Consider the following 20,425-nt stretch of genomic DNA (forward strand, 5'->3'; position numbering starts at 1 on the left):
ATATTTAAAAATGATAATAATATTCTATTACAAAAGAGAAGTTTTTAAAAGTTATTTATGTAATAGAGTCTATAATTTTAAAAAAATGATTCGAGGAAACATTGCTTGCGGAGGTTAAAATTGTTATAAAAAAGCTGTTTTGAATATATAGATAAAACAAAAAAAAATTTATTTTAGGACTTCTTTATATAATTCTAAATTTTTTCGGAGCATCAAATCAAGAGAAAAATCATTAATTACAGTATGTCTTGCTGCTTCTTCAATTTTTTTAGCTTCATCGGTATTAAGGATGGATAAACAATAATCAATTTTTTGGGCTAAATCATCGGCATCATTCGGTTTGACGTGAAAACCTGTTATATTATCGCTTATTGTTTCAACCGCTCCGCCGATATTAGTGGCAATAACAAGTTTTTCCATAGCCTGACCTTCAATAATAGTGCGACCAAAAGCTTCGGGTTCAATTGAGGCAGATATAATTATATCCGAAATGCCGTATAAATGTATTATATCGGAATCATTACCGAAAATTTGAATTTTATTTTGTAATTTTAAATTAGTGATAAGTTCTTTTACTCGATTGGTAAAATTAGGATGCCTAGACAAATCTCCAACCATTAAACAATAAAAATCTCGATGTTTTAATTTACTTAATGCCTCTACTAAAACAAGGTGACCTTTCCAGCTCGTCATACGAGAAGGTAATAATATTATAGGAACGTTGCTAGGGGCGCCGTATTTTTCTCGGCATTTCGTGAGCTTTTCTTGAGTAAGATTCGTCGGATCAAAATAATCGCAATTTACTCCGCGATCAATTACCTCAATTTTATCTTCATCAACTTTATAATTTTCTAATAAATGTTTTTTTACGAAATTAGAAACGGCGATAATTTTTTCGCCCTTAAGCATGATGCTATTATAATATTTTTTAAGCGAATTGGAAATATTATAAATACCGTGAAAAGTGGTTATGAATTTAGTATTAGTTGCTTTTGCCGCCAAGTAAGAACTCCAAGCCGGTGCTCGCGACCTAGTATGTATTAAATCCACCTTATATTTTTTAATTATGTCTGCTATTATTTTTGCATTACGCCAAATCATAAAAGGATTTTTAGTAGCGCTATTCACGTAAATATGCAAGATATCGTTATTGTCTAATTCTTTAACCAAGGTACCGCCGGCAGAAATAACGATCGGGGTATGACCGAGTAGCTTAAGATGTTTTGCGACTTCTATCGTACCTCTCTCCACTCCGCCTGAAACTAGAGCAGGAACTACTTGTAAAATAGTATATTTATTGTATCGTTTAGTTGAGTCTGATGAAGACATTAAACTATATTATTGTAATGAATAAATTATATTATACACCACAAGAGGGGTTTGTTGTCTATAATAATTATAAAATTACCGATAAAAATGTTCCGTCTGTAATTTTTTTACATGGATTAATGTCCAATATGAGCGGAGAAAAAGCTCTTTATTTAATGGATTATTGTAAAAAAAATAATTATAATTTTATCACCTTCGATAATTTCGGTCACGGCAATGCATCGGGAAATTTTGTAAATCAGACGATCGGCTCATGGCTTTCGGGGCTTGAGTTAGTGTTAGATAAATTGATAGACGATAAAGTTATTTTAATCGGTTCGAGCATGGGAGGATGGTTAGGCATACTTGCCGCTTTGAATTTTCCAAGCAAAATAAAAGCCAAGATAAAAGCTTTGATTTGTTTAGCGCCGGCGGCTGACTTTACCGAAGATATTTGGCAAAATTTATCGAAAGAAGATAAAACTAAAATGCAACAAGAAGGTTTGCTTGAAATAAGCGGGCGGAATTGCCGAGATAAATATCCGATAAGCTATAATTTAATATTAGAAGCAAAAAAGCATTTATTATTAACGCGTGATAATATTGATATAAATATTCCTATTCATTTAATTCACGGAATGCTTGATGAGGATGTGCCTTATAATATTTCTATTAAATTATTGGAAAAAATAGTAAGTAAAAAAATGGTAATGAAACTTATAAAAGACGGAAATCATAAACTTTCGAGAGAAGAAGACTTAAAAATAATCGTCAATTCCCTTGAGGAAGTAATTAAAATAACTAACTAAATTAAACTTAAAAATATTTTATGAATCAATCTAATTTTACAACAATAACCAAAATACATGATTTTAAAGAAATTATGGAAGAAGTTGAGCAAGCGAATCGTGAAAGCTTAGTACTATTTGACGTAGATGACGTCGTAGTTATGGATACGGATGAGTATAGATTAACACATAATTATAGAAAGGAATTATTGGCCGGTATTGAAAAACGACTATCAAAAGAGCAGTGTGAATTATTGCTTAGCATCATTTTAAAAGAGCGAAAAGCACGCTTTGTTAATCCCGATATTCTTGAGATATTTGAGAAATTAAAACAAAATAAAATTTCGACCATGGCTTTAACTAAACTACCGACCGGAAAATTCGGTGTTATTAAAGATATGGTAGAGTGGCGTATTAAAGAATTAAATGATCTAGAAGTGAATTTTATGGAATTAACGCCGATAACAGATGAAATTTTAATAAAAGAATTTGATGTAGGTTACGGCATTCCAACTTTAAAAGATGGAATAATATTTACGGCTGAATATGATAAAGGAAGCGTGCTTGAATATGTTTTACGTGAAAAGAATTATTACCCTAAATCAATAATATTTATCGATGATATTTTAGAAAATCTAGAATCATTACAAAAAACATGTAATGATTTACAAATTAATTATCACGGATTTGAATTTACCGGCTCGGCTATCGTGCCTGAACCTGATTTAGATGAACAGCTTGAAAAGATTAGATTTGAGATTTTGGAAAAAGAATATCGTTGGTTAACCGATAAGGAGCTAGCATTACATGTACAATAAATTTACTATTTTCTTAATTGTGACGGTGGTTTCTCTATCTGCTGCAGCTGCTAAGTCGGTAAAATCAAATGCGGTAGGAGTAATAGCTGCTAAGGTTCAAACGACTGATCTTTTTGACGTATTTAATGTGGTCGGACAATGCAAAAACGATAATAGTCGTGATTATTATGCGAATGTCGCCGGTAAGCTGGAAATAGTATCGTCAAGTCAAGGGAATAAGGTAAATAAAGGAGAAGTGTTATTTATAATCGATAAGAATATAGCGGAAACAACCAAAATGAATGCCGAAGCTTTGTTAAATACTAAACAAGATAATTATACTAGAAATAAAACATTATTTGCTAAAAAATTTATTAGTTCCGAAGAGTTAGAAAGATCTAAAAGTGATTTTGAGGATGCCAGATTTAATTATTCTAAAGCGGTAAAAACCTATAATGATATGTTAATTACGGCGCCTTTTGACGGTAAAATAGGAGTGATTAAACCAAAACCGGGAGACAATATAAAGCAAGGCGATTATCTTTTTAGTATCGTTGAAGGAGAGGGAACTCAAAGTATTTTTATTGAGTTGCCTGAATCGTTATACGGAAAAGTATCAAATGATACCGAAGCGACAATAACGGTCGGTAAAACAGACGGTAAAGACAACCAAGCTACTCCTCTTAGTGAAGAGATTAAAGGAAAAATTTCCTCGGTTTCCGGGTATTTATCCGATAACGGCACTATGGATGCTAAAATAATGTTACCGGCTAACAATAAAATGATGCATAATAGTTATGTAAATGTTACGCTTATTATCAACCCGCATAAAAATTTAGCCGTGCCGGAGCAATGTATACAAAGAAATAATCAAGGTAATTTTATTTACAAGATAGATAATAATATAGTAAAACAACTATATGTAGAAATCGGCTCGCGAACTAACGGCTTAATTGAAATCACTTCAAAAGATATTCATGAAGGGGATTTAATAGTAGCGGAAGGTATGACCAAAGTCGATGACGGGACGGAAGTCAAGTTGCCGGAAAGTGAGGGGTAGGGAGGTGTTGTTGCGTGGATTGGTTACAGCGTGTTCTATGTCATTCCCGTTTTTAGGCGTTGTTGCATGGCTCTAAAATAAGTGCCGTATGTCATTCCCGCGCAGGCGGGAATCCAGGCTTTTCTTTGTCATGCTGAACTTGTTTCAGCATCTCTTTAACAGATCCTGAAATAAATTCAGGATGACTATAATTTTTCTGGATTCCCGCCTGCGCGGGAATGACATCAAAAATTTGAGCCATGCAACAAAGCCGGCTTGGTCACGGCATGACAAGTTTTAAGCGATTTTAACCATCCACGCAACAATGCCTTGCGAGGAGCCGCGAGGCTCCTCGGCAATCTAGTTTTTGTCATGCTGAACTTGTTTCAGCATCTCTTGAAAAAGATCCTGAAATAAATTCAGTATGACTATTATTTTCTAGATTGCCGCGTCGGTACTACGTACCTCCTCGCAATGACGAAACAAAATTAACTTAAAAAGGATCATCAAATGGAATATTTATTATTAGTTTTTAGTATTATAGCTATTTTAGTTATAGTGCAAATGGTAAAAGTCGTTCCTCAACAACAAGCATGGGTTGTGGAAAAATTAGGGAAATTCGATAAAGTCTTGCAACCCGGTTTAAATCTTTTAATACCTGTAATTCAAAGAGTAGCTTATAAACATACTTTAAAAGAAGAAGCAATAGATGTTACGGCGCAAACGGCTATTTCCAATGATAACGTAACATTATCTATTGACGGGGTTTTGTATGTGAAAATTATTGATCCGATGGCGGCTTCTTACGGCGTTAATAATCCTTATTACGCAATCACCCAGCTTGCTCAAACTACTATGCGGTCGGAAATCGGTAAATTACCGTTAGATAGGACTTTTGAAGAGAGAGAAACCTTAAATGTTGCAATCGTTGCTGCCATTAATCAAGCTGCCGTAAATTGGGGAATACAATGTATGCGCTATGAGATTAAGGATATCCAACCGCCTCAAACGATACTTAAGGCTATGGAATTGCAAGTAGCTGCAGAGCGTCAGAAACGAGCGCAAATTTTAGATTCCGAAGGCAATAGACAAGCAAAAATTAACCATGCCGAAGGAGAGAAAGCGCAAATTGTTTTAAATTCCGAAGCTTCTTATATCGATCAAGTCAATAGGGCAAAAGGTGAAGCGGAAGCGATCGGATTGGTTGCTACCGCTACGGCAAAAAGTATTGAAATTGTTGCGTCTGCGGTGCAGAAAACCGGCGGCAGTGAAGCCGTATCGCTAAAGATAGCAGAGCAGTATATTAGCGCTTTTAGTAATTTAGCTAAAGATACTAATACCGTAATTTTACCGGCTAACCTTTCGGAGCCGAGCAGCTTTATAACCGGAGCATTAAGTATTTTTAATCAATTAAAAATACCCACCGAAAAGAAAGCGGATAAGTAAATCTTTATACTTGAAGAGATTGTAATTCCCGTGAAAACGGGAATGACATAGAACACGCTTTAGCCTATCCACGCGGGTATTGCTTCGGGTGTTGTTGCATGGCTCAAAAAGTAATAAAAATCCGTCATGGCGAAGCCACGAAGTGGCTGTGGCCATCCAGGTTATCCCGAATATAATGAGGGATTTAATTAGAATACTAAACGAGTTTAGTATAAAAATATGTTTATACTTAGATGGCCACGGCGCCAAGAGGCGCCTCGCCATGACGACTCTGGTAGCCATGCAACAACGCTCCGCCTGCGCGGGGCCTTGTTGCAGTAGACATCTCTCTATATTTAGTTAGAAGTCCATGTTAGGGTAAAAATTTACTGTTGTAATAATTAATTATCTTATATATCATACAAACGTATTTTATAACATTTATAAGGACATATAATATGCAAGTATTTATTGGTAAAACTGCTCCGGATTTTACGGCAAAAGCTATTATGCCGGATAATAATATAGAAAATGAATTTACCCTTAGCCATTATGCAAAAGGTCATAAATTAGTAATATTTTTTTATCCGCTTGATTTTACTTTTGTTTGTCCGTCGGAAATTATCGCATTCCACAATAGACTCGGTGATTTTACAGAACGACATACTAGAATAGTAGCGGTAAGCGTTGATTCCCATTTTGCTCATTTAGCTTGGAAAAACACCCCTCATAATAAAGGCGGAGTCGGACAGATTCAAATCCCTATGGTTTCCGATCTTAAGAAAAATATTTCTTCACTATATAATGTTTTGAATGAAGACGGTATTTCGCTGCGCGGAACTTTTTTAATTGACGAAGATTTTATAGTGCGTCATATGCTAGTTAACGACTTACCTCTCGGTCGTGATGTTGATGAAGTACTAAGAGTTATTGACGCTTTAACTCACTTCCAGCAACACGGTGAAGTTTGTCCTGCCGGATGGCGTAAAGGAGGGGAAGCAATTACTCCGTCACATCAAGGAATTGCGCATTATTTAGGTTCTCATGCGGAGAAGTTGTAACTATACTACTCATCTTTCGAGAATTGGATATATGTCATACCGTGGCTTGACCCACTACTGTACGAACGTTTAAATAAAGAGGTAAAAATTCTGTCATTCCGTGGCTACGACCACTTCAGTCCAGCTTATAATATCATAAAAAGATTCAAAATAAGTCTAATATGGCTTTATTTTCCTGGATGCCGTGATCAAGCCGGCTTTGTTGCATGGCTCTAAAAAAGTGTCCTATGTCATTCCCGCGTAGGCGGGAATCTAGAAAATACAAAAAAGTCATCCTGAATTTATTTCAGGAGCTACTATTTAAGAGATGCTGAAACAAGTTCAGCATGACAAAAGAAAAAGCTGGATTCCCGCTTTCGGGGGGGAATGACATCAAAAATTTGAGCCATGCAACAACGCCTACCGCGGCTCGCAATGACGGGATAAGATCGAGCCGTCGGCTTGACCACGGCATGACATCTAAACGCTTTGCTTAATATACCAATTAATTATCAATAAAGTTAAAGTATCGTTTAAATAATGCTTAAAGAGTTATTTTTTGGAGAAAAATCCCAAACACCTTACAGTTTTGAGACAATTAATATTTTACGGCTAATTAGAAGTGAAAATGTCGGTTCTAGAACTTTTTTCAGTTTGATAAAATTATTCGGTGATGCGAGTACTGCAATAGAAAATATTAAAGATTTTTCGGTTCGCGGCGGACGCTCAAAACCGATTAAAGTTTTTTCTCAAAGTGATGCAGAAAAAGAATTAGAACTTTTAGAGAAGAATAACGCGAAAATTATTACTTATAAATCTCCTGAATATTCAAAATTGTTACTTGAAATTTATGACCCCCCGCCGATACTAAGCTATAAAGGTAATATTGAATTACTTGGATATAAAAAATGTGTCTCTATTGTCGGAGCGCGTAACGCCTCCGTTAATGCTTAATAAACTGATTTGTTAACACTTATTTACTGATAGCCTCTTAGATATTTCAGCATATTTCGCTTGTTGATCTTGATTCTTAACTTTTTGGTCAAATTGCTCTCTTATCTTATCTTCTAATAACTTGCTATTGTTTGATATACCAACCATATCTTGTAAATATTTCTTAGCTTCTACAAAATCACAATTTTTTTCTCTTTGTACTAAGGTAAATAAATCTCCTCCCTCTCCTTTACTAAAATCATACCATCTGCCAGCTTTACTGCCACCTATCCTCATCACTATTTTGCCATCTTTCTCCCAGCGTAACACTTGACTATTTGATAAATGCTTGTTTGGACTGCCTAGCAAATTTCTACCTATTTCTTCCGCTTTAAATGATAATCGTTGCTTTAATTCTACTGCTTTTTGTTTATTAATAGAATTATAATCTATTTTATTCTTGGCCATAATATCCTCTTGTAACTTAACACTGATTGTTGTATCTTGTTTATTACAATTCGTAAGGTTATAAGAAGAGCTTTTTCGCTCTTCTTGGGCTTTATGGCTTGTGGCAAGATTTGTGCTAGTACTTCCTAGGATATCTGCTACTTTAGCAGGTGGCTCTAACTTCACTCTTAAGTGATAATAGTTATCATTACTGTGTAATCTATCCTTAATATCTTCTACTACCCCTTTAAACCAATTACCTACTTTATCTATAATATTAGGACTCTTATTTTTTTGATCTTGAATCGCTACTAATTCTTCTAAAGTTTTAAAATTAATGCTAGATAGCCTATTATCTATTTTGCTAAGTTGCGATATTAAACTGGCCATATTCCTGGTAGCCTTCCTATTATAGTAAAGTTTTACCTCTTCTATGTGCCTTGTCATGGCTACATAAGAATTTCTGCTATTTCCTGCTAGATTATGTAATACATAGACATCTTTAATTGAGGCTCCTTGAGCCTTATATACTGTAGATGCATAGCCATGTTTAAAGCTTACATCTTGAGGATTAAATTCTATTTCTTTGCCATTATCTGTTTTAGTGATAAATTTATCGTTACTTACTGAAGTAATTGTAGCAAATTCACCATTATCTATTTGTAAATCTTTATTAGTACTTTTAAACAAAATACGATCTCCTGCCATATAATCTTCGTACTTTTCAGATGATAGATAGTGTCTATATTCTTTACCGGTAAGCAAGCCTTTAGCTTTTAATAACTCCCTGATCCCTTGATTAATACTATCTACTTCAACATTACGCATGGTAATTATTAAACGCTCATTTAGAGCAAATTTGCTGTTACTCCAATCATTAATTAGTCTTGCCATTGATTCTTCTAGCGTATGATCAATCTTTAAACATTTATGCTGTGCAAGTAAACGCAGACCACCGGCAATATCTGATTTTGCAAAGCATGAAGCCATTTCTCTTGCCCATACTTTATTTTGTCTTCTAATGCTACTTAACTCATATGAGCCAAATTTACTAGCCAATACTGCAAACATTCCTCCTCGCTCAACGGAAGTGAGTTGTCTCTCATCTCCAGCCAGTATCAGATTACAATTGTTACTCCTTGCTACTTTTAGTAATTCTAAATAATCACTATTACCTACCATTCCTGCTTCATCTACTACTAGCGTAGTATTTCTTGGTAGATTAGCTTTACCATTATACAATTTAAATAAAAACCCTTTGACTGTATGACACTTCTGGTAGCCTTTACTTTTAAGCTCTGATGCTGCTTTATGAGTAGGAGCGAGTCCTATAATATTTTGCCCATGATTGGTGGCAATTTTATAAGCTTCAGCAAGTACTTGCGACTTACCGGTGCCGGCTCTACCTTGCAAGACCCTAATCCCTTGATTATTAATTAAAATATGCTGTAGACTTGCTCTTTGTGCTTCATTAACACTTGCAAGATTATCGATAGCACTTTTAAGCTTAATAACGTTATTAAAATGAATCTGGCTATTTACCTTATCTGCTATTCTTAGTATCCTTAATTCTTCATCCCGCACGCCTTTAGTAGTATAGTATTTAGTATCCGTGCCATCTTCATTATATAGTTTTATCAGCCTATCTGAATTTAATATTTCCCTTATTAGTTTTTGCTTTTCTGCTTCTTTTTTAATCTCTTTTACTGCTTTTTCTATATCCAATTTAGTAAAAATAGCTTGATGACGAATCATGCGATCAAGCACTCCATCTGCTCCTTTGATGATTTCAAGATGGGCAAGCCTGCATATGTTATTTTGCTCTGCTATTTCATTGATAATACTTCGCATTCTAGTAGGGCCGACATGCTGCTCAGGGCTAAAACTTATTGGGTCTACTCGGATTTCTAAACCTAACTTGGCAAAATATTTATTGATTACTTCTTTAGCTCTTTCATGAATAATTTTATCTTCAGGGATAATGAATGCTTTGCCCTTAACTTTGGCAAATTTAGGATTTAAATCTACTGCCTTAGCTCCTAATGTTTTACCATCTTCTGTAAATCTTCTGGTAGTCACAAGCACATGGGCATGCCAATTCTTTTCGTACGTCTGTGGCTGATGAATATCAACCTGAACTCCTAGGCCATTTCTTACCCACCCAATCTCTTCGATGATTTCATGAGTAATGGCTATTCTATCATCTAAATCCAATTCCTTATCATCAGGCAGTGCTATAACTATATCTTTTAATAATTGACTGTTTTTTCTTTTCTCTGTACGCTCTACCTCATTCATCAAGATCCTTGAGTCTTTGAATTTTTGATCTACGTGGCTAGGTAATAATACTGCATGGTAAACATTATCGCCTTTTTTGCTAAAATTATAAGTGATGTTAGTTCTCTCATCTTTAATAATCAGCCTGGCATTATAAGCAGCTTTCAAACAAGCATTTTTACCTTCACTCCTACTTACTATTTCTATTCTTGCAAACTGTATCGCCATGGTTTGTTAATTCTAACAATGTTCAATCCATCATTGACATTACCATGCAATCTTAAAATCATCCACTGAATCTCAAACATATGAACCAGCAAGCAAATAATAAACCTTTAGGTTTATATATTGCGTCTCTCCCTGTTTTTACAAACAAGGAGAGAACTCTCCTCTCTGCTACTTCTTTATAGGTCTTGAATAATGGTAATCATCTTTATTTGTTTTTATTGATCTTAGTTTGCTGGTTCGGGTAGGTATGGTGATATTTTGATTTTGAATGGCTTGCACAGCTTCATAACCAAATTGTTCTACATAAGATTTTGCATCTTTTACTATACTATTTGACTTTAGCAATAGAGTTAAATTATGTTTTAATAGTTCCTTTATCATAATTTATAAAATTAGAAAGAAAAATTTGTTATCCTTGGCATTAACTATATCTTCTTACTTGTATTATTCTTTTTTTTGTAACTCTCACACACAGCATTAACTTTTTGAACAAATGCTGCAAACTCATCAACTTTTAAGATTTGTTTTTCTTCCTTCTTATATTTAAGCCAAACCTCAATATATGGTAACGAGTTACAGTATTTATCTTCATAAATTTCTATAGGGTTTCTAGTAAGATCTTCTTCATGAAAAGATCCACGGCACACATAACAAAATTCAATTTCATACGGTATAGACGGTAAAAATAACGGTGCAGATGAGGAAGCCCTTTCGGAATTCATTATATCTAGTTCATGCATCTGAAAAAAGGCTTTACTAGAAAAATCTTCTGGGTTTTCTGCTCCCAGCATCACAAAGCTAGCTTTATCAAAATCCCATGCGTCTTCTGCTTCTAGACGTGCAAATCTGTCTTCATTTACATTTCCTTGCAATTCAGCTACCTTTTGCATCAACAACCATGTATGTTGATGATTTAGTAACTTAGAAAAATAGAGCACTCCATTTTTTATGTATACGTCACGTATATATGCCCATTCATCTTTAGCTTGGTTTAAAGGCTTTATAATTAGCTGATCACCGTCGTGCTTAAAATAAAATATTTCTAAATTAGTAGGCAAAGTGCTCCTACCATTATAAATCTCTTCATTGGCTATAGCAAATTGCTCTTTAGCAAAAGTTCCTATAAATTTTATCCGATAGCTTTCTTCAGAAGCAAGGCGACCATCTTCATATATCATACTCAGCGTTGTAACTCTTATTTCATTTGCATCACTGATTATTTCATATGGTTTTATTATTTCTCTTAGATTGTCATCTCTGATTTCTTCATAATATGCTCTTTTACTCTCTAGTTCTTTATGGCATTTTTCTAGGTCAATAATATTGCTTTTTCTTTCAATAATACAATGTGGAGATATAATTTTTCCTTTATATATAAAATCATTAGGAATTCCTAAATTTTCTTCGTTCTGCCTAGTATCTATGGTATCATTGGACACTTCTTTTGACTCTATGATAGCAAACATATCGTTAGTAATTAAAGTTACTGATACTGCAATAAGAAAAAACTTAAGCAAATTTTTATACATAATACTTCTTTAAACTTAGTGGTATAAACTTTATTTCATTATTATGCTGGACTTTGTAAGCTTAAAGGTTGTATCCAACATTGATCTGTTCAAGAAAAAATTTTGCAGAATTTCCTAGTACTTATAAATGAAGTTGACTTCCATAATTTATTGATGATTCATGATGATTATAATCATCATGAAAAAACTATCTATATGGATAATGTCATAAAACGTAGATTAAAATTAGAACAAAAAAAAGCTCAAATTATTACTGAAGAAGCAAGACTTAAAATTCAAGAAAGAAAAGCTCGTACCCGTCGTTTAATTGAAATCGGTAGCTTAGTTGTTAAAGCTAAACTTGATGATTTACCCACTAACAGTTTACTAGGTGCTTTTATTTCTTTAAAAGAAAAATTAATACAACATCCGAGTATCCAAGATCACTGGACTAAAATCGGCAAAAATATTTTTGATAATCACGAATTAAGATAATTTTATATTAATATCATATATAAAAATTTTTAATATTTAAATTAAGGAGTAGATAAATTGTATATCATCTGATACCATTATATAGTATTTAAAACAGTCAAGTAATGATAGAATATATTAAACATAATGAAGGAACATTTACTTCATTAACAACAGAACAAAAAAAAGCTGTAGGATTATTATCAATTGGAACATTTTTAGAATATTTTGATCTGATGCTATATGTTCATATGACAGTTTTATTGAATGAATTATTTTTTCCTAAGGAAGACCCTCATACTCAAGCTATTTACTTTGCTTTTGCATTTTGTTCCACTTATGTGATGAGACCTGTTGGAGCCATAATTTTTGGCTTAGTTGGTGACATAATTGGTCGTAAAGCAACTGTAATTATTACTACATTCTTAATGTCGTCTTCATGTCTTGCAATGGCCCTTGTCCCAACTTATGCTGAAAAAGGACTCATTGCTACTGTGATAGTTATAACATGTCGTATTATTCAAGGTCTATCTTCTATGGGTGAAATAGTTGGAGCACAACTATACTTACTAGAAATAACAAAACCTCCTATACAATATCCTATTGTTTTAATGACATCAGTATTTGCTAATTTAGGGGGAATGATAGCCTTAGCTGTTGCATCTTTAGTCACCTCATTTGGATTTAATTGGCGTATAGCGTTTTGGCTTGGAACTATAATAGCAATTGTTGGAGCAGTTGCCAGAACTGCTTTACGGGAAACTCCTGAATTTGCTGATGCAAAACGTCGTGTTAAGAAAAATATTACTTTAATACAAAAAACTACAGATAATCCATTAAAAGATAATCTTATTTACAATGAAAGGGTCAATCTAAAAACAGTCTCCTTTTTATTATTAATATCATGTGGTTGGCCAATATGTTTTTATTTTACTTATATTTATTGTGGTGAAATTTTAAAAAATTCTTTTAATTTTACAGCAGAAGCAGTTATTCATCACAATTTTATTGTAGCAATAGTAAATTTTTGTGCTTATTTAATATTAACTTATTTAAGTTATATTATATACCCATTAAGAATTCTTAAGATTAAATTAGTAATATTTTTTATTTTTGCTCTCATTTGTCCTTATTTACTAAATAATATTACTACTTCTGTTCATTTGTTCTTAATTCAATCATTTGTAATGTTATTTTTTCTTAGTGCCAATCCAGCTATGCCAATTTTTCTAAAACATTTTCCAGTTTTTAAACGCTTTAGAACAGCAAGTATAATTTTTGCTTTATCGACTGTTTCCATGAATATTATTATATCTTTTGGTCTTGTATATTTAACAAAATATTTTGGCCATTGGGGAATACAAATGATACTATTTCCAATAATAATAGGATTTACACTTGGATTAAATTATTTCAATAATTTAGAAAAAAATAAAACATCATGTTTATTTTAGAAACAAAAATAGAAGAATTTATTTTAAATAATTCAGATCTAAAAGATGTTCATGCTGCGACCGTATTTGTTTTTGATGATAAAAAATTAATAACATCATTTTTTGGTAAAACACGATCTGAATCAGGTAAGTCAGAAGAAAATAATAGCATTTGGATCAGTTTAGGATTTAAAAGTAATAATCATTATCAATGGACTACTCCAGAAAGAATCGTTTCACCGCAATATTTCCGTGATCATCATATCCCTCTAAAGCAAGATAATGGGATAATCAGTTGTGGAAATCCAGTAATTACTTTCTTTAATAATCAGTTACTCATTTTTAGTAAAATTGGACCTTATCCAAGAACATGGAGTGGAATATTATCTCGTTCTTATGATCAGGGATTAACATGGCAAAAACCAGAACTATTACATGGTATCCTAGGACCAGCACGTAATAAGCCACTAATTTATGAAAATAATATTTTATCTCCGTGTTCTCGAGAAAGTTGTATTGATGATTTTTCATATATAGAATATTCATCAGATTTACATACATGGAATTTAAGTAATCCTATATTACCATCCAACCCTCAAATTTTTCAAAAAGGTTACAGAGGTTTTATACAGCCAACTTTAGTTAGTAGTAATTTACCAAATAAAATCATAATGTTAGTAAGACCTAGAAAAACTGATTCCTTAATGTCTACTTACATACACAGATCAATATCCATAAATAATGGAATATATTGGAGTAATTTAGAACCAGTAAACTTATTAAACCCTGATAGTGCCATTGATGCCATTAATTTAGGTGATGATACATTACTACTTACATATAATCGAGTAATCAATAATCATAAATCACGAAATATATTAAGTGTAGCTACATCCTATGATGAGGGGTTAAATTGGCACCCTATCACTATTAGAAATTCTATCTATCCTGAAGGGGATATAGAATATAATAACATCCTGTCTGAAGAATATTCATATCCTGCTATTATTATGAGTCCTGATAACAATGAAATTCATGTAATATATACATTTAATAGAATTAACCTAAAGCATAAAGTATTTCAATTACTACCAAAATAATCTATTCTATAAATAATCAAGTAGTATGCTAAATTATATTTATAGCTTCAGTGTTGTGTTTAAAATAACTCCAAAAGTTATACTTAAGATTACTAGTTAATAATGTATTTTCCACTAATCTATTTTTATGTGTAATATTAAAACATAAACGATAAAAGTGTTTTTCTAATGATGAAATTCCAAGGTAAGGCATCAAAACAATAAAACTTATTAAAGTTTCATTTATAATTTTTTTAGCTTTTTCAGGAGATTTAGCACCTATTGTCTGTATATTATGCAGTCTATCAAATAACTTTATCAGAAGTACATCATGTTTCTTCTCTTTGTATAACATCTCTACCATTTCAGCAGAACTAATCTTTATACCATTCTCCTTAATCCTCGTCAAATCCATTACTTGATTGGCTATATTCTCTCCAAATTCTTGTAATATTTTCTCCTTGGTAAGTTCTGTATCCTCTATAGTATCATGCAATATACTAGTTACTAGTATATCTGTTCTAAATAAGTAATCTGATATCATATATGCTACTTCTATCGGATGTGAATAAAATGGTTCTCCTGATTGACGCATCTGACTACCATGATATTTCTTAGCATAGTATATAGCTTTCTTTACCTCCAATACACCCACTGGTGGTACTTTTACTACACTATTTAAATATATTACTTTATCTAATAACTTCTTAGCATAAATACATATCTCAAAATTTGTTTGATAACCTTCTATCTTTTTCATTAATGCTTATTAATTATTTTCAATACTTTTTACCTAAATTTTCCAAGTAATCCTATATCTTTTGATTATATGATTATATATATAACAGCTGTGATTTCTCCACCAGCATATGATCCAACAAAAAAGCCAGTTTTTCATACCTACCACTATGCTCGTTCAGCAACATTGTTATCAATCTCTATTTTACCATTATCTAAAAACCTCATTACAGAGTTGCCTCATTATTTAGAGAACATAAGCAATAGCTCTATTCTTGGCACTTTTTTAAGTAGTATATGATACAATATCTCCTGTTAACTCTGTTGGTTTTATAAAAAAGTTATCTTGTTGAACCGTAAAAACAAATTCATTATTAACAAAACAGTTATTTTATTGTTGTTTATCTTGTATACCAACATCATAATTATTGAGTCTTGTTAAACCATCTATTGGTATAACAGCATCAAAGGATTTTATTATTATTAGATCTCTTGCGAAACTGGAGTTTAAAGAATAAAAGTTAGTTGTAACTTCATATACTTTGATCTTACATTATAACTATGTCTATAAATCACACATTTTTTCCACTATATTCCACAATTTAACTGATACGTAAATCACCGCACAAATTGATTATACTGTCTGTCTGATCATCTGGTAACATTGTTTCTAAATTAATGTCTGCACCACCTAATATGAAAGATTTTAAAATATTACAATTGTTAAACTCCATAATACTGTTTAATACTGTTTCACCACTATTATTTTTAGTATTGACATCAGCACCATTGTGAATTAGCAATGATACTAAATCTAAGCTATCAAATATAACAGCATAGTGTAATGGTGTTTCACCACTATTATTTTTAGCATTGACATCAGCACCATAGACCATTAGCAATGATACTAACGCTAAGTTACCAGACTCAACAGCATAGTGTAATGCTGTTAGACCATCATCAGTTTTAGCATTGACATCAGCACCACGAACCATTAGCAAAGATACTAAATCTAAGCTACCCAAGCCAACAGCAAAGTGTAATATTGTTTCACCACTATTAGTTTTAGCATTAACATCAGTACCATTGTGAATTAGCAAAGATACTAAATTTAAGTTACCAGATTCAACAGCATAGTGTAATGCTGTTAGACCATCATCAGTTTTAGTATTGATATCAGTACCATTGTGAATTAGCAAAGATACTAAATTTAAGTTACCAGACTCAGCAGCAAAGTGTAATATTGTTTCGCCACTATTAGTTTTAGCATGAATATCAGCTTTATTTTTAATCAACCAATTTACTAAATTTAAGTTACCAGACTCAGCAGCAAAGTGTAATATTGTTTCGCCACTATTAGTTTTAGCATGAATATCAGCTTTATTTTTAATCAACCAATTTACTAAATTTAAGTTACCAGACTCAGCAGCAAAGTGTAATATTGTTTCGCCACTATTAGTTTTAGCATGAATATCAGCTTTATTTTTAATCAACCAATTTACTAAATTTAAGTTACCAGACTTAGCAGCAAAGTGTAATATTGTTTCGCCACTATTAGTTTTAGCATGAATATCAGCTTTATTTTTAATCAACCAATTTACTAAATTTAAGTTACCAGACTCAGCAGCAAAGTGTAATATTGTTTCGCCACTATTAGTTTTAGCATGAATATCAGCTTTATTTTTAATCAACCAATTTACTAAATTTAAGTTACCAGACTTAGCAGCAAAGTGTAATATTGTTTTAGCATTATTGACATTAGCACCATTGTGAATTAGCAAAGATACTAAATCTAAGTTACCAGACTCAACAGCATAGTGTAATGCTGTTAGACCATTATCGGTTTTAGCATTAACATCAGTACCATAGGCAATTAGTAAGTATACTAAATCTGGGCTACCATAATCAACTGCAGAACATAATATTGTTTCACCACTATTAGTTTTAGCATTAACATCAGCACCTTTATTTAATAAAAATTTTACAACATCTACATTTCCCATTGCTGCTGCATAATGTAATATTGTATAACCTCTTGTTGTTTTAGCATTAATATTAACACCATTAGTTAGTAAAGTATTAATAACAAATGTATTACCTGCCTTTGTTGCATCATATAATAATTTATATTTTTTATCACTACTATTGCTATCTGATTGATCAGTACCCTCAATACTGGGGCTAGATGCAGTACTATCACTATTAGAATGAAACTTAAAAGAATTAGGATCAAATTTTAATCCGATTTCTTTTCCTGGAATACGATAAAACTTGACCGCCTTATTATCACTCAAATTATTTACTGTATGTTTTATTGAATCGAAGTCTGGTATATATTTTTCAGGCTCAATAAATAATTTAAGAGTTCTTTGTGATAGTGCTTTTTTATTTTTTTCCCAATCTTCAGCATTATCTTTAGTGTATTCTTCTTCAGAACTAGTACTCTCATCTTGATCACTTTTTTGTTCTGAATCACTTTGTTTTTCATCCTCCTCTATATAGCCATGCTCAATTTGTGTATCATTATTGGTATTTGACTCGATATTATCTTCTTTAGTTGAGTCACTTAATAACCCATCATCTATATTCTTTAGTATTCTAGATGTTTCTTCATGATCACTAGAAGTTCTTTTCCTTTTCCGAGTTTCACTGTGAATTTTTTCTGCGTTTTCCGAAAAACTTTTTTCAGCATTTTTATCCATTTTTTTCTAATCTTGATTAATTTACATATCATTACTAACTGATCCTGTGGTATCAACACATTGATTTACCTGCTCAACACCAGTGGTATCACGAATATGAATTCCAGTAAACTGTTGTTCTAACGATACCATATTGATATCAACTGAATTTTCAACCATCATATTTTCTACATCTTGTATAACACTAGCCATTATCTTTAAATCTTTTTTCACTAAATATAAGCAACTTTTAAAGTATTCATTATATTCTTGTCCTTGCGTAAAGTAGTTTTGTGCTGCAATTAAACATTTTTCTGCTTCCTTATATTTTTCGACTGCCACGTTTATTACTTCATTTCCTACTGCTGTATTATTCTCTAATATAAGATTGTTAGCTTCATTTCCTAAAAAAATACCCTTATTAAACCATTCGTTTCCTTGTATTTTAAGTTTAACCATTGTAGATAATTTGATATATTCAGCATTATTAAACTGTAATGCTTCATCTAATTTATCTTTTGCTTCTTGAAAACATTTTTCTGCTTCTTTACATTTATTGTTATTTTTATCACTTTCATATTCCCATCCTTGCTCCCACAATCTTATAATATCTTTGTACAAAGTAATATTCTGTGGTGTTTGATTATCTACTTCTTCCATATTAATATATCCTATAATCAATTGTTTCCTATATCTTATTGTTTTATATTAAATACAAATATGACAAGTTGTAAATCAGTTTTTAATATTAGATGGAGAACTGTTATTAAAAAGTTTGGGGGTTTCCTCATAAACTACTATAACTTCTTTAACATGCCTCAAAATTTGCATAAAGGGACCGTTGAAAGATAAAAAATTGGTCTAATTTCAAAAAAAGAAAAAATCTTTTGTCCAAAAAATTACAAAAAAATCATCAACTCTGAGGTTTTTAAAAGATTGCAATTTTTTTCATAAATTTTAGCTTCTTGTTCTGCCAGATACGGAGTGTTGAAAAAGTACAGAGTGATTTAGATACTGTATAATAAAAAAACTAAAAGTTATATTTTATATATTTATTCATCAGAATTAAGGTAGTTTATACAAAGAATATGAGTATATGAAATACTTTTTCAACACTCCGGATACTTAATTTTACATAGCCAGAATGGTTAAGCGTTTCAAATTAAAACATATTGCATTCATAAATTCAGTAAATTGATTTTTTGCAATACACCTACATATCGCAGTCGCTTATTTTCTTGTGAAAACACCCTCTCAAACGGATATCTAATAAAAGTATAATATCGGTCAAGATCAAAATTCTTCTCTTTCATATTATTTTTCTTGATGGCACATAGATGAATTCCCCTACCAGCAGCAACGACCTTTGCTGTTGCAACACAATAACCTTTATCAGCATATACCGCTCCGCTAGTTGGTAAAACATGGGCTAAACCTTTTGCATCTGTAACGTTAGCAGGAGTTACAGCAACTTTATTAATCAATCCAGATTGAATATCTACACTCACATGTTTCTTGTAACCATACCAAAACTTATTGCCACCTTTGCAGCCAATCCTAGCTTGTTTATCATATGCAATTTTCGGCAGAGATTCATTGTTCAATTTCTCATATTTTTGCCTTCTAGCTTCATCTCGCTCTTCCCACAAGCTAGCTTTAGAAATTAAATGGCTTGCGTCAACAAAAGTAAATACTTCACTCATATAACCTTTTGAACGTAGTTGTTCTCTGAATAATCTAAAAATCTTAGATAACATATTTGTACCTATCTTGGTTCGAACTTTACTAAAAACACTATAGTCAGGTGTAGTTTCAGTAAGCTCAAAATCACAGAACCACTTAGCTGCATTGCTATCGTTTAAATATCTTTCTAGTTCACGATCTGATAAGTCTTCCATAAATTGTAACAGTAAGCATTTAAAAAGACGCAAAATTCCATAACCTTTATAATTAGCTCTGGATTCAATAGTTTTTAATTCTTTAGCTGCTACTTTAAAATCAAATAATTCTTTAAATTTACGATATTGATGATTTGCATTAACTAACTGATTTAGACTTACCATTGTCATTTGATTCGAGGACATTCTACTACTCTCTTTTTTCTTTTTTTCATTATACCATACCTATCTCTTCTTTCAACAGTGCCATAAATGAAATTATAAAGTTTATTGCTTTTTAAAACTAGAAATGATAATATAGTGCTTTGAATCTTTTTTAACGTTTTTACATT

At 32.0% G+C, this 20,425-nt stretch carries 23 protein-coding genes; 11 read left to right on the forward strand and 12 right to left on the reverse strand.

Translation table 11 applies throughout. The features are described from left to right. Positions 1-168 precede the first annotated feature (168 nt). Entirely contained in the window at positions 169-1,329 is a 1,161-nt protein-coding gene (locus AAGD64_RS03230) for a glycosyltransferase family 4 protein (protein ID WP_253307892.1), read from the reverse strand. A gap of 17 nt (positions 1,330-1,346) precedes the next feature. Between AAGD64_RS03230 and AAGD64_RS03235 the strand changes: the two genes are divergently transcribed. From AAGD64_RS03235 to AAGD64_RS03245, 3 genes are read left to right on the forward strand one after another with little or no spacing between them, the layout of a single operon-like run. Beyond that, positions 1,347-2,117, forward strand: a complete 771-nt coding sequence (locus AAGD64_RS03235; RefSeq protein WP_253307891.1) for an alpha/beta hydrolase — start codon at positions 1,347-1,349, stop codon at positions 2,115-2,117. A gap of 20 nt (positions 2,118-2,137) precedes the next feature. Beyond that, positions 2,138-2,914, forward strand: coding sequence for a DUF2608 domain-containing protein (locus tag AAGD64_RS03240; protein WP_341793846.1), 777 nt, complete (start codon positions 2,138-2,140; stop codon positions 2,912-2,914). Further along, positions 2,904-3,953, forward strand: coding sequence for an efflux RND transporter periplasmic adaptor subunit (locus AAGD64_RS03245; protein ID WP_341793847.1), 1,050 nt, complete (start codon positions 2,904-2,906; stop codon positions 3,951-3,953). The genes AAGD64_RS03240 and AAGD64_RS03245 overlap by 11 nt, the downstream gene beginning before the upstream one ends. Before the next feature lie 91 nt (positions 3,954-4,044). Here AAGD64_RS03245 and AAGD64_RS03250 read toward each other — a convergent pair whose 3' ends face one another. Both AAGD64_RS03250 and AAGD64_RS03255 read right to left on the reverse strand, forming a co-directional pair. After that, entirely contained in the window at positions 4,045-4,194 is a 150-nt protein-coding gene (locus tag AAGD64_RS03250; RefSeq protein WP_341793848.1) for a hypothetical protein, read from the reverse strand. Further along, the gene (locus AAGD64_RS03255) at positions 4,178-4,306 is read right to left on the reverse strand and encodes a hypothetical protein (RefSeq protein ID WP_341793849.1); all 129 of its coding nucleotides are present in this window, start codon (positions 4,304-4,306) and stop codon (positions 4,178-4,180) included. The genes AAGD64_RS03250 and AAGD64_RS03255 overlap by 17 nt, the downstream gene beginning before the upstream one ends. A gap of 136 nt (positions 4,307-4,442) precedes the next feature. Between AAGD64_RS03255 and AAGD64_RS03260 the strand changes: the two genes are divergently transcribed. The 3 genes from AAGD64_RS03260 to AAGD64_RS03270 all read left to right on the forward strand — a co-directional run bounded on the left by AAGD64_RS03260 (position 4,443) and on the right by AAGD64_RS03270 (position 6,418). Beyond that, positions 4,443-5,378, forward strand: a complete 936-nt coding sequence (locus tag AAGD64_RS03260; RefSeq protein ID WP_341793850.1) for a stomatin-like protein — start codon at positions 4,443-4,445, stop codon at positions 5,376-5,378. Between the two features lie 94 nt (positions 5,379-5,472). Then, the gene (locus AAGD64_RS03265; RefSeq protein WP_341793851.1) at positions 5,473-5,721 is read left to right on the forward strand and encodes a hypothetical protein; all 249 of its coding nucleotides are present in this window, start codon (positions 5,473-5,475) and stop codon (positions 5,719-5,721) included. Positions 5,722-5,815: 94 nt separating this feature from the next. Further along, entirely contained in the window at positions 5,816-6,418 is a 603-nt protein-coding gene (locus AAGD64_RS03270; RefSeq protein WP_253307886.1) for a peroxiredoxin, read from the forward strand. A gap of 145 nt (positions 6,419-6,563) precedes the next feature. Here the strand turns inward: AAGD64_RS03270 and AAGD64_RS03275 are convergent, their stop codons facing one another. After that, a complete protein-coding gene (locus AAGD64_RS03275) occupies positions 6,564-6,692 on the reverse strand; it encodes a hypothetical protein (RefSeq protein ID WP_341793852.1) in 129 nt (42 codons plus the stop codon). 52 nt (positions 6,693-6,744) lie between these two features. Between AAGD64_RS03275 and AAGD64_RS03280 the strand changes: the two genes are divergently transcribed. Together AAGD64_RS03280 and AAGD64_RS03285 are read left to right on the forward strand one after the other, a co-directional pair. Then, positions 6,745-6,894 (forward strand): hypothetical protein, encoded by a 150-nt coding sequence (locus AAGD64_RS03280; protein WP_341793853.1) that lies wholly within the window; start codon positions 6,745-6,747, stop codon positions 6,892-6,894. A 43-nt stretch (positions 6,895-6,937) separates the two neighbouring features. Then, complete coding sequence (locus AAGD64_RS03285) at positions 6,938-7,351, forward strand: DNA-processing protein DprA (RefSeq protein WP_341793854.1); 414 nt, start codon at positions 6,938-6,940, stop codon at positions 7,349-7,351. Between the two features lie 12 nt (positions 7,352-7,363). On the opposite strand, the gene AAGD64_RS03290 is transcribed toward AAGD64_RS03285, so the two are convergent. The 3 genes from AAGD64_RS03290 to AAGD64_RS03300 form a co-directional block, all read right to left on the reverse strand. Next, positions 7,364-10,282 (reverse strand): AAA family ATPase, encoded by a 2,919-nt coding sequence (locus AAGD64_RS03290; protein ID WP_341793885.1) that lies wholly within the window; start codon positions 10,280-10,282, stop codon positions 7,364-7,366. A 168-nt stretch (positions 10,283-10,450) separates the two neighbouring features. Then, a complete protein-coding gene (locus AAGD64_RS03295) occupies positions 10,451-10,627 on the reverse strand; it encodes a hypothetical protein (RefSeq protein WP_341793855.1) in 177 nt (58 codons plus the stop codon). An 80-nt stretch (positions 10,628-10,707) separates the two neighbouring features. Continuing rightward, positions 10,708-11,811 (reverse strand): hypothetical protein, encoded by a 1,104-nt coding sequence (locus AAGD64_RS03300; protein ID WP_341793856.1) that lies wholly within the window; start codon positions 11,809-11,811, stop codon positions 10,708-10,710. Positions 11,812-12,006: 195 nt separating this feature from the next. On the opposite strand from AAGD64_RS03300, the gene AAGD64_RS03305 reads away from it, so the two are divergent. The 3 genes from AAGD64_RS03305 to AAGD64_RS03315 all read left to right on the forward strand — a co-directional run bounded on the left by AAGD64_RS03305 (position 12,007) and on the right by AAGD64_RS03315 (position 14,797). Beyond that, positions 12,007-12,285 carry a conjugal transfer protein TraD gene (locus tag AAGD64_RS03305; RefSeq protein ID WP_341794145.1) on the forward strand — a complete coding sequence of 93 codons (279 nt, stop codon included), beginning with the start codon at positions 12,007-12,009 and terminating at the stop codon, positions 12,283-12,285. A 104-nt stretch (positions 12,286-12,389) separates the two neighbouring features. Further along, the gene (locus AAGD64_RS03310) at positions 12,390-13,718 is read left to right on the forward strand and encodes an MFS transporter (protein ID WP_341793857.1); all 1,329 of its coding nucleotides are present in this window, start codon (positions 12,390-12,392) and stop codon (positions 13,716-13,718) included. Further along, positions 13,706-14,797, forward strand: coding sequence for an exo-alpha-sialidase (locus AAGD64_RS03315; protein WP_341793858.1), 1,092 nt, complete (start codon positions 13,706-13,708; stop codon positions 14,795-14,797). Before AAGD64_RS03310 ends, AAGD64_RS03315 begins: the two co-directional genes overlap by 13 nt. 28 nt (positions 14,798-14,825) lie before the next feature. Here AAGD64_RS03315 and AAGD64_RS03320 read toward each other — a convergent pair whose 3' ends face one another. The 5 genes from AAGD64_RS03320 to AAGD64_RS03335 all read right to left on the reverse strand — a co-directional run bounded on the left by AAGD64_RS03320 (position 14,826) and on the right by AAGD64_RS03335 (position 20,264). Beyond that, positions 14,826-15,536 carry an HD domain-containing protein gene (locus tag AAGD64_RS03320; protein ID WP_341793859.1) on the reverse strand — a complete coding sequence of 237 codons (711 nt, stop codon included), beginning with the start codon at positions 15,534-15,536 and terminating at the stop codon, positions 14,826-14,828. A 146-nt stretch (positions 15,537-15,682) separates the two neighbouring features. Next, positions 15,683-15,742 (reverse strand): hypothetical protein, encoded by a 60-nt coding sequence (locus tag AAGD64_RS10575; protein WP_134820363.1) that lies wholly within the window; start codon positions 15,740-15,742, stop codon positions 15,683-15,685. A gap of 374 nt (positions 15,743-16,116) precedes the next feature. Then, the gene (locus AAGD64_RS03325; protein ID WP_341793860.1) at positions 16,117-18,216 is read right to left on the reverse strand and encodes an ankyrin repeat domain-containing protein; all 2,100 of its coding nucleotides are present in this window, start codon (positions 18,214-18,216) and stop codon (positions 16,117-16,119) included. Between the two features lie 21 nt (positions 18,217-18,237). Beyond that, on the reverse strand, positions 18,238-18,855 hold the full coding sequence (locus tag AAGD64_RS03330) for a hypothetical protein (RefSeq protein WP_341793861.1): 618 nt from the start codon (positions 18,853-18,855) through the stop codon (positions 18,238-18,240). Positions 18,856-19,373: 518 nt separating this feature from the next. Continuing rightward, the gene (locus AAGD64_RS03335; RefSeq protein ID WP_341793862.1) at positions 19,374-20,264 is read right to left on the reverse strand and encodes a transposase; all 891 of its coding nucleotides are present in this window, start codon (positions 20,262-20,264) and stop codon (positions 19,374-19,376) included. Between the last annotated feature and the right edge of the window lie 161 nt (positions 20,265-20,425).

Source organism: Rickettsia endosymbiont of Ceutorhynchus obstrictus (assembly GCF_964026565.1).
Classification (GTDB): domain Bacteria; phylum Pseudomonadota; class Alphaproteobacteria; order Rickettsiales; family Rickettsiaceae; genus Rickettsia.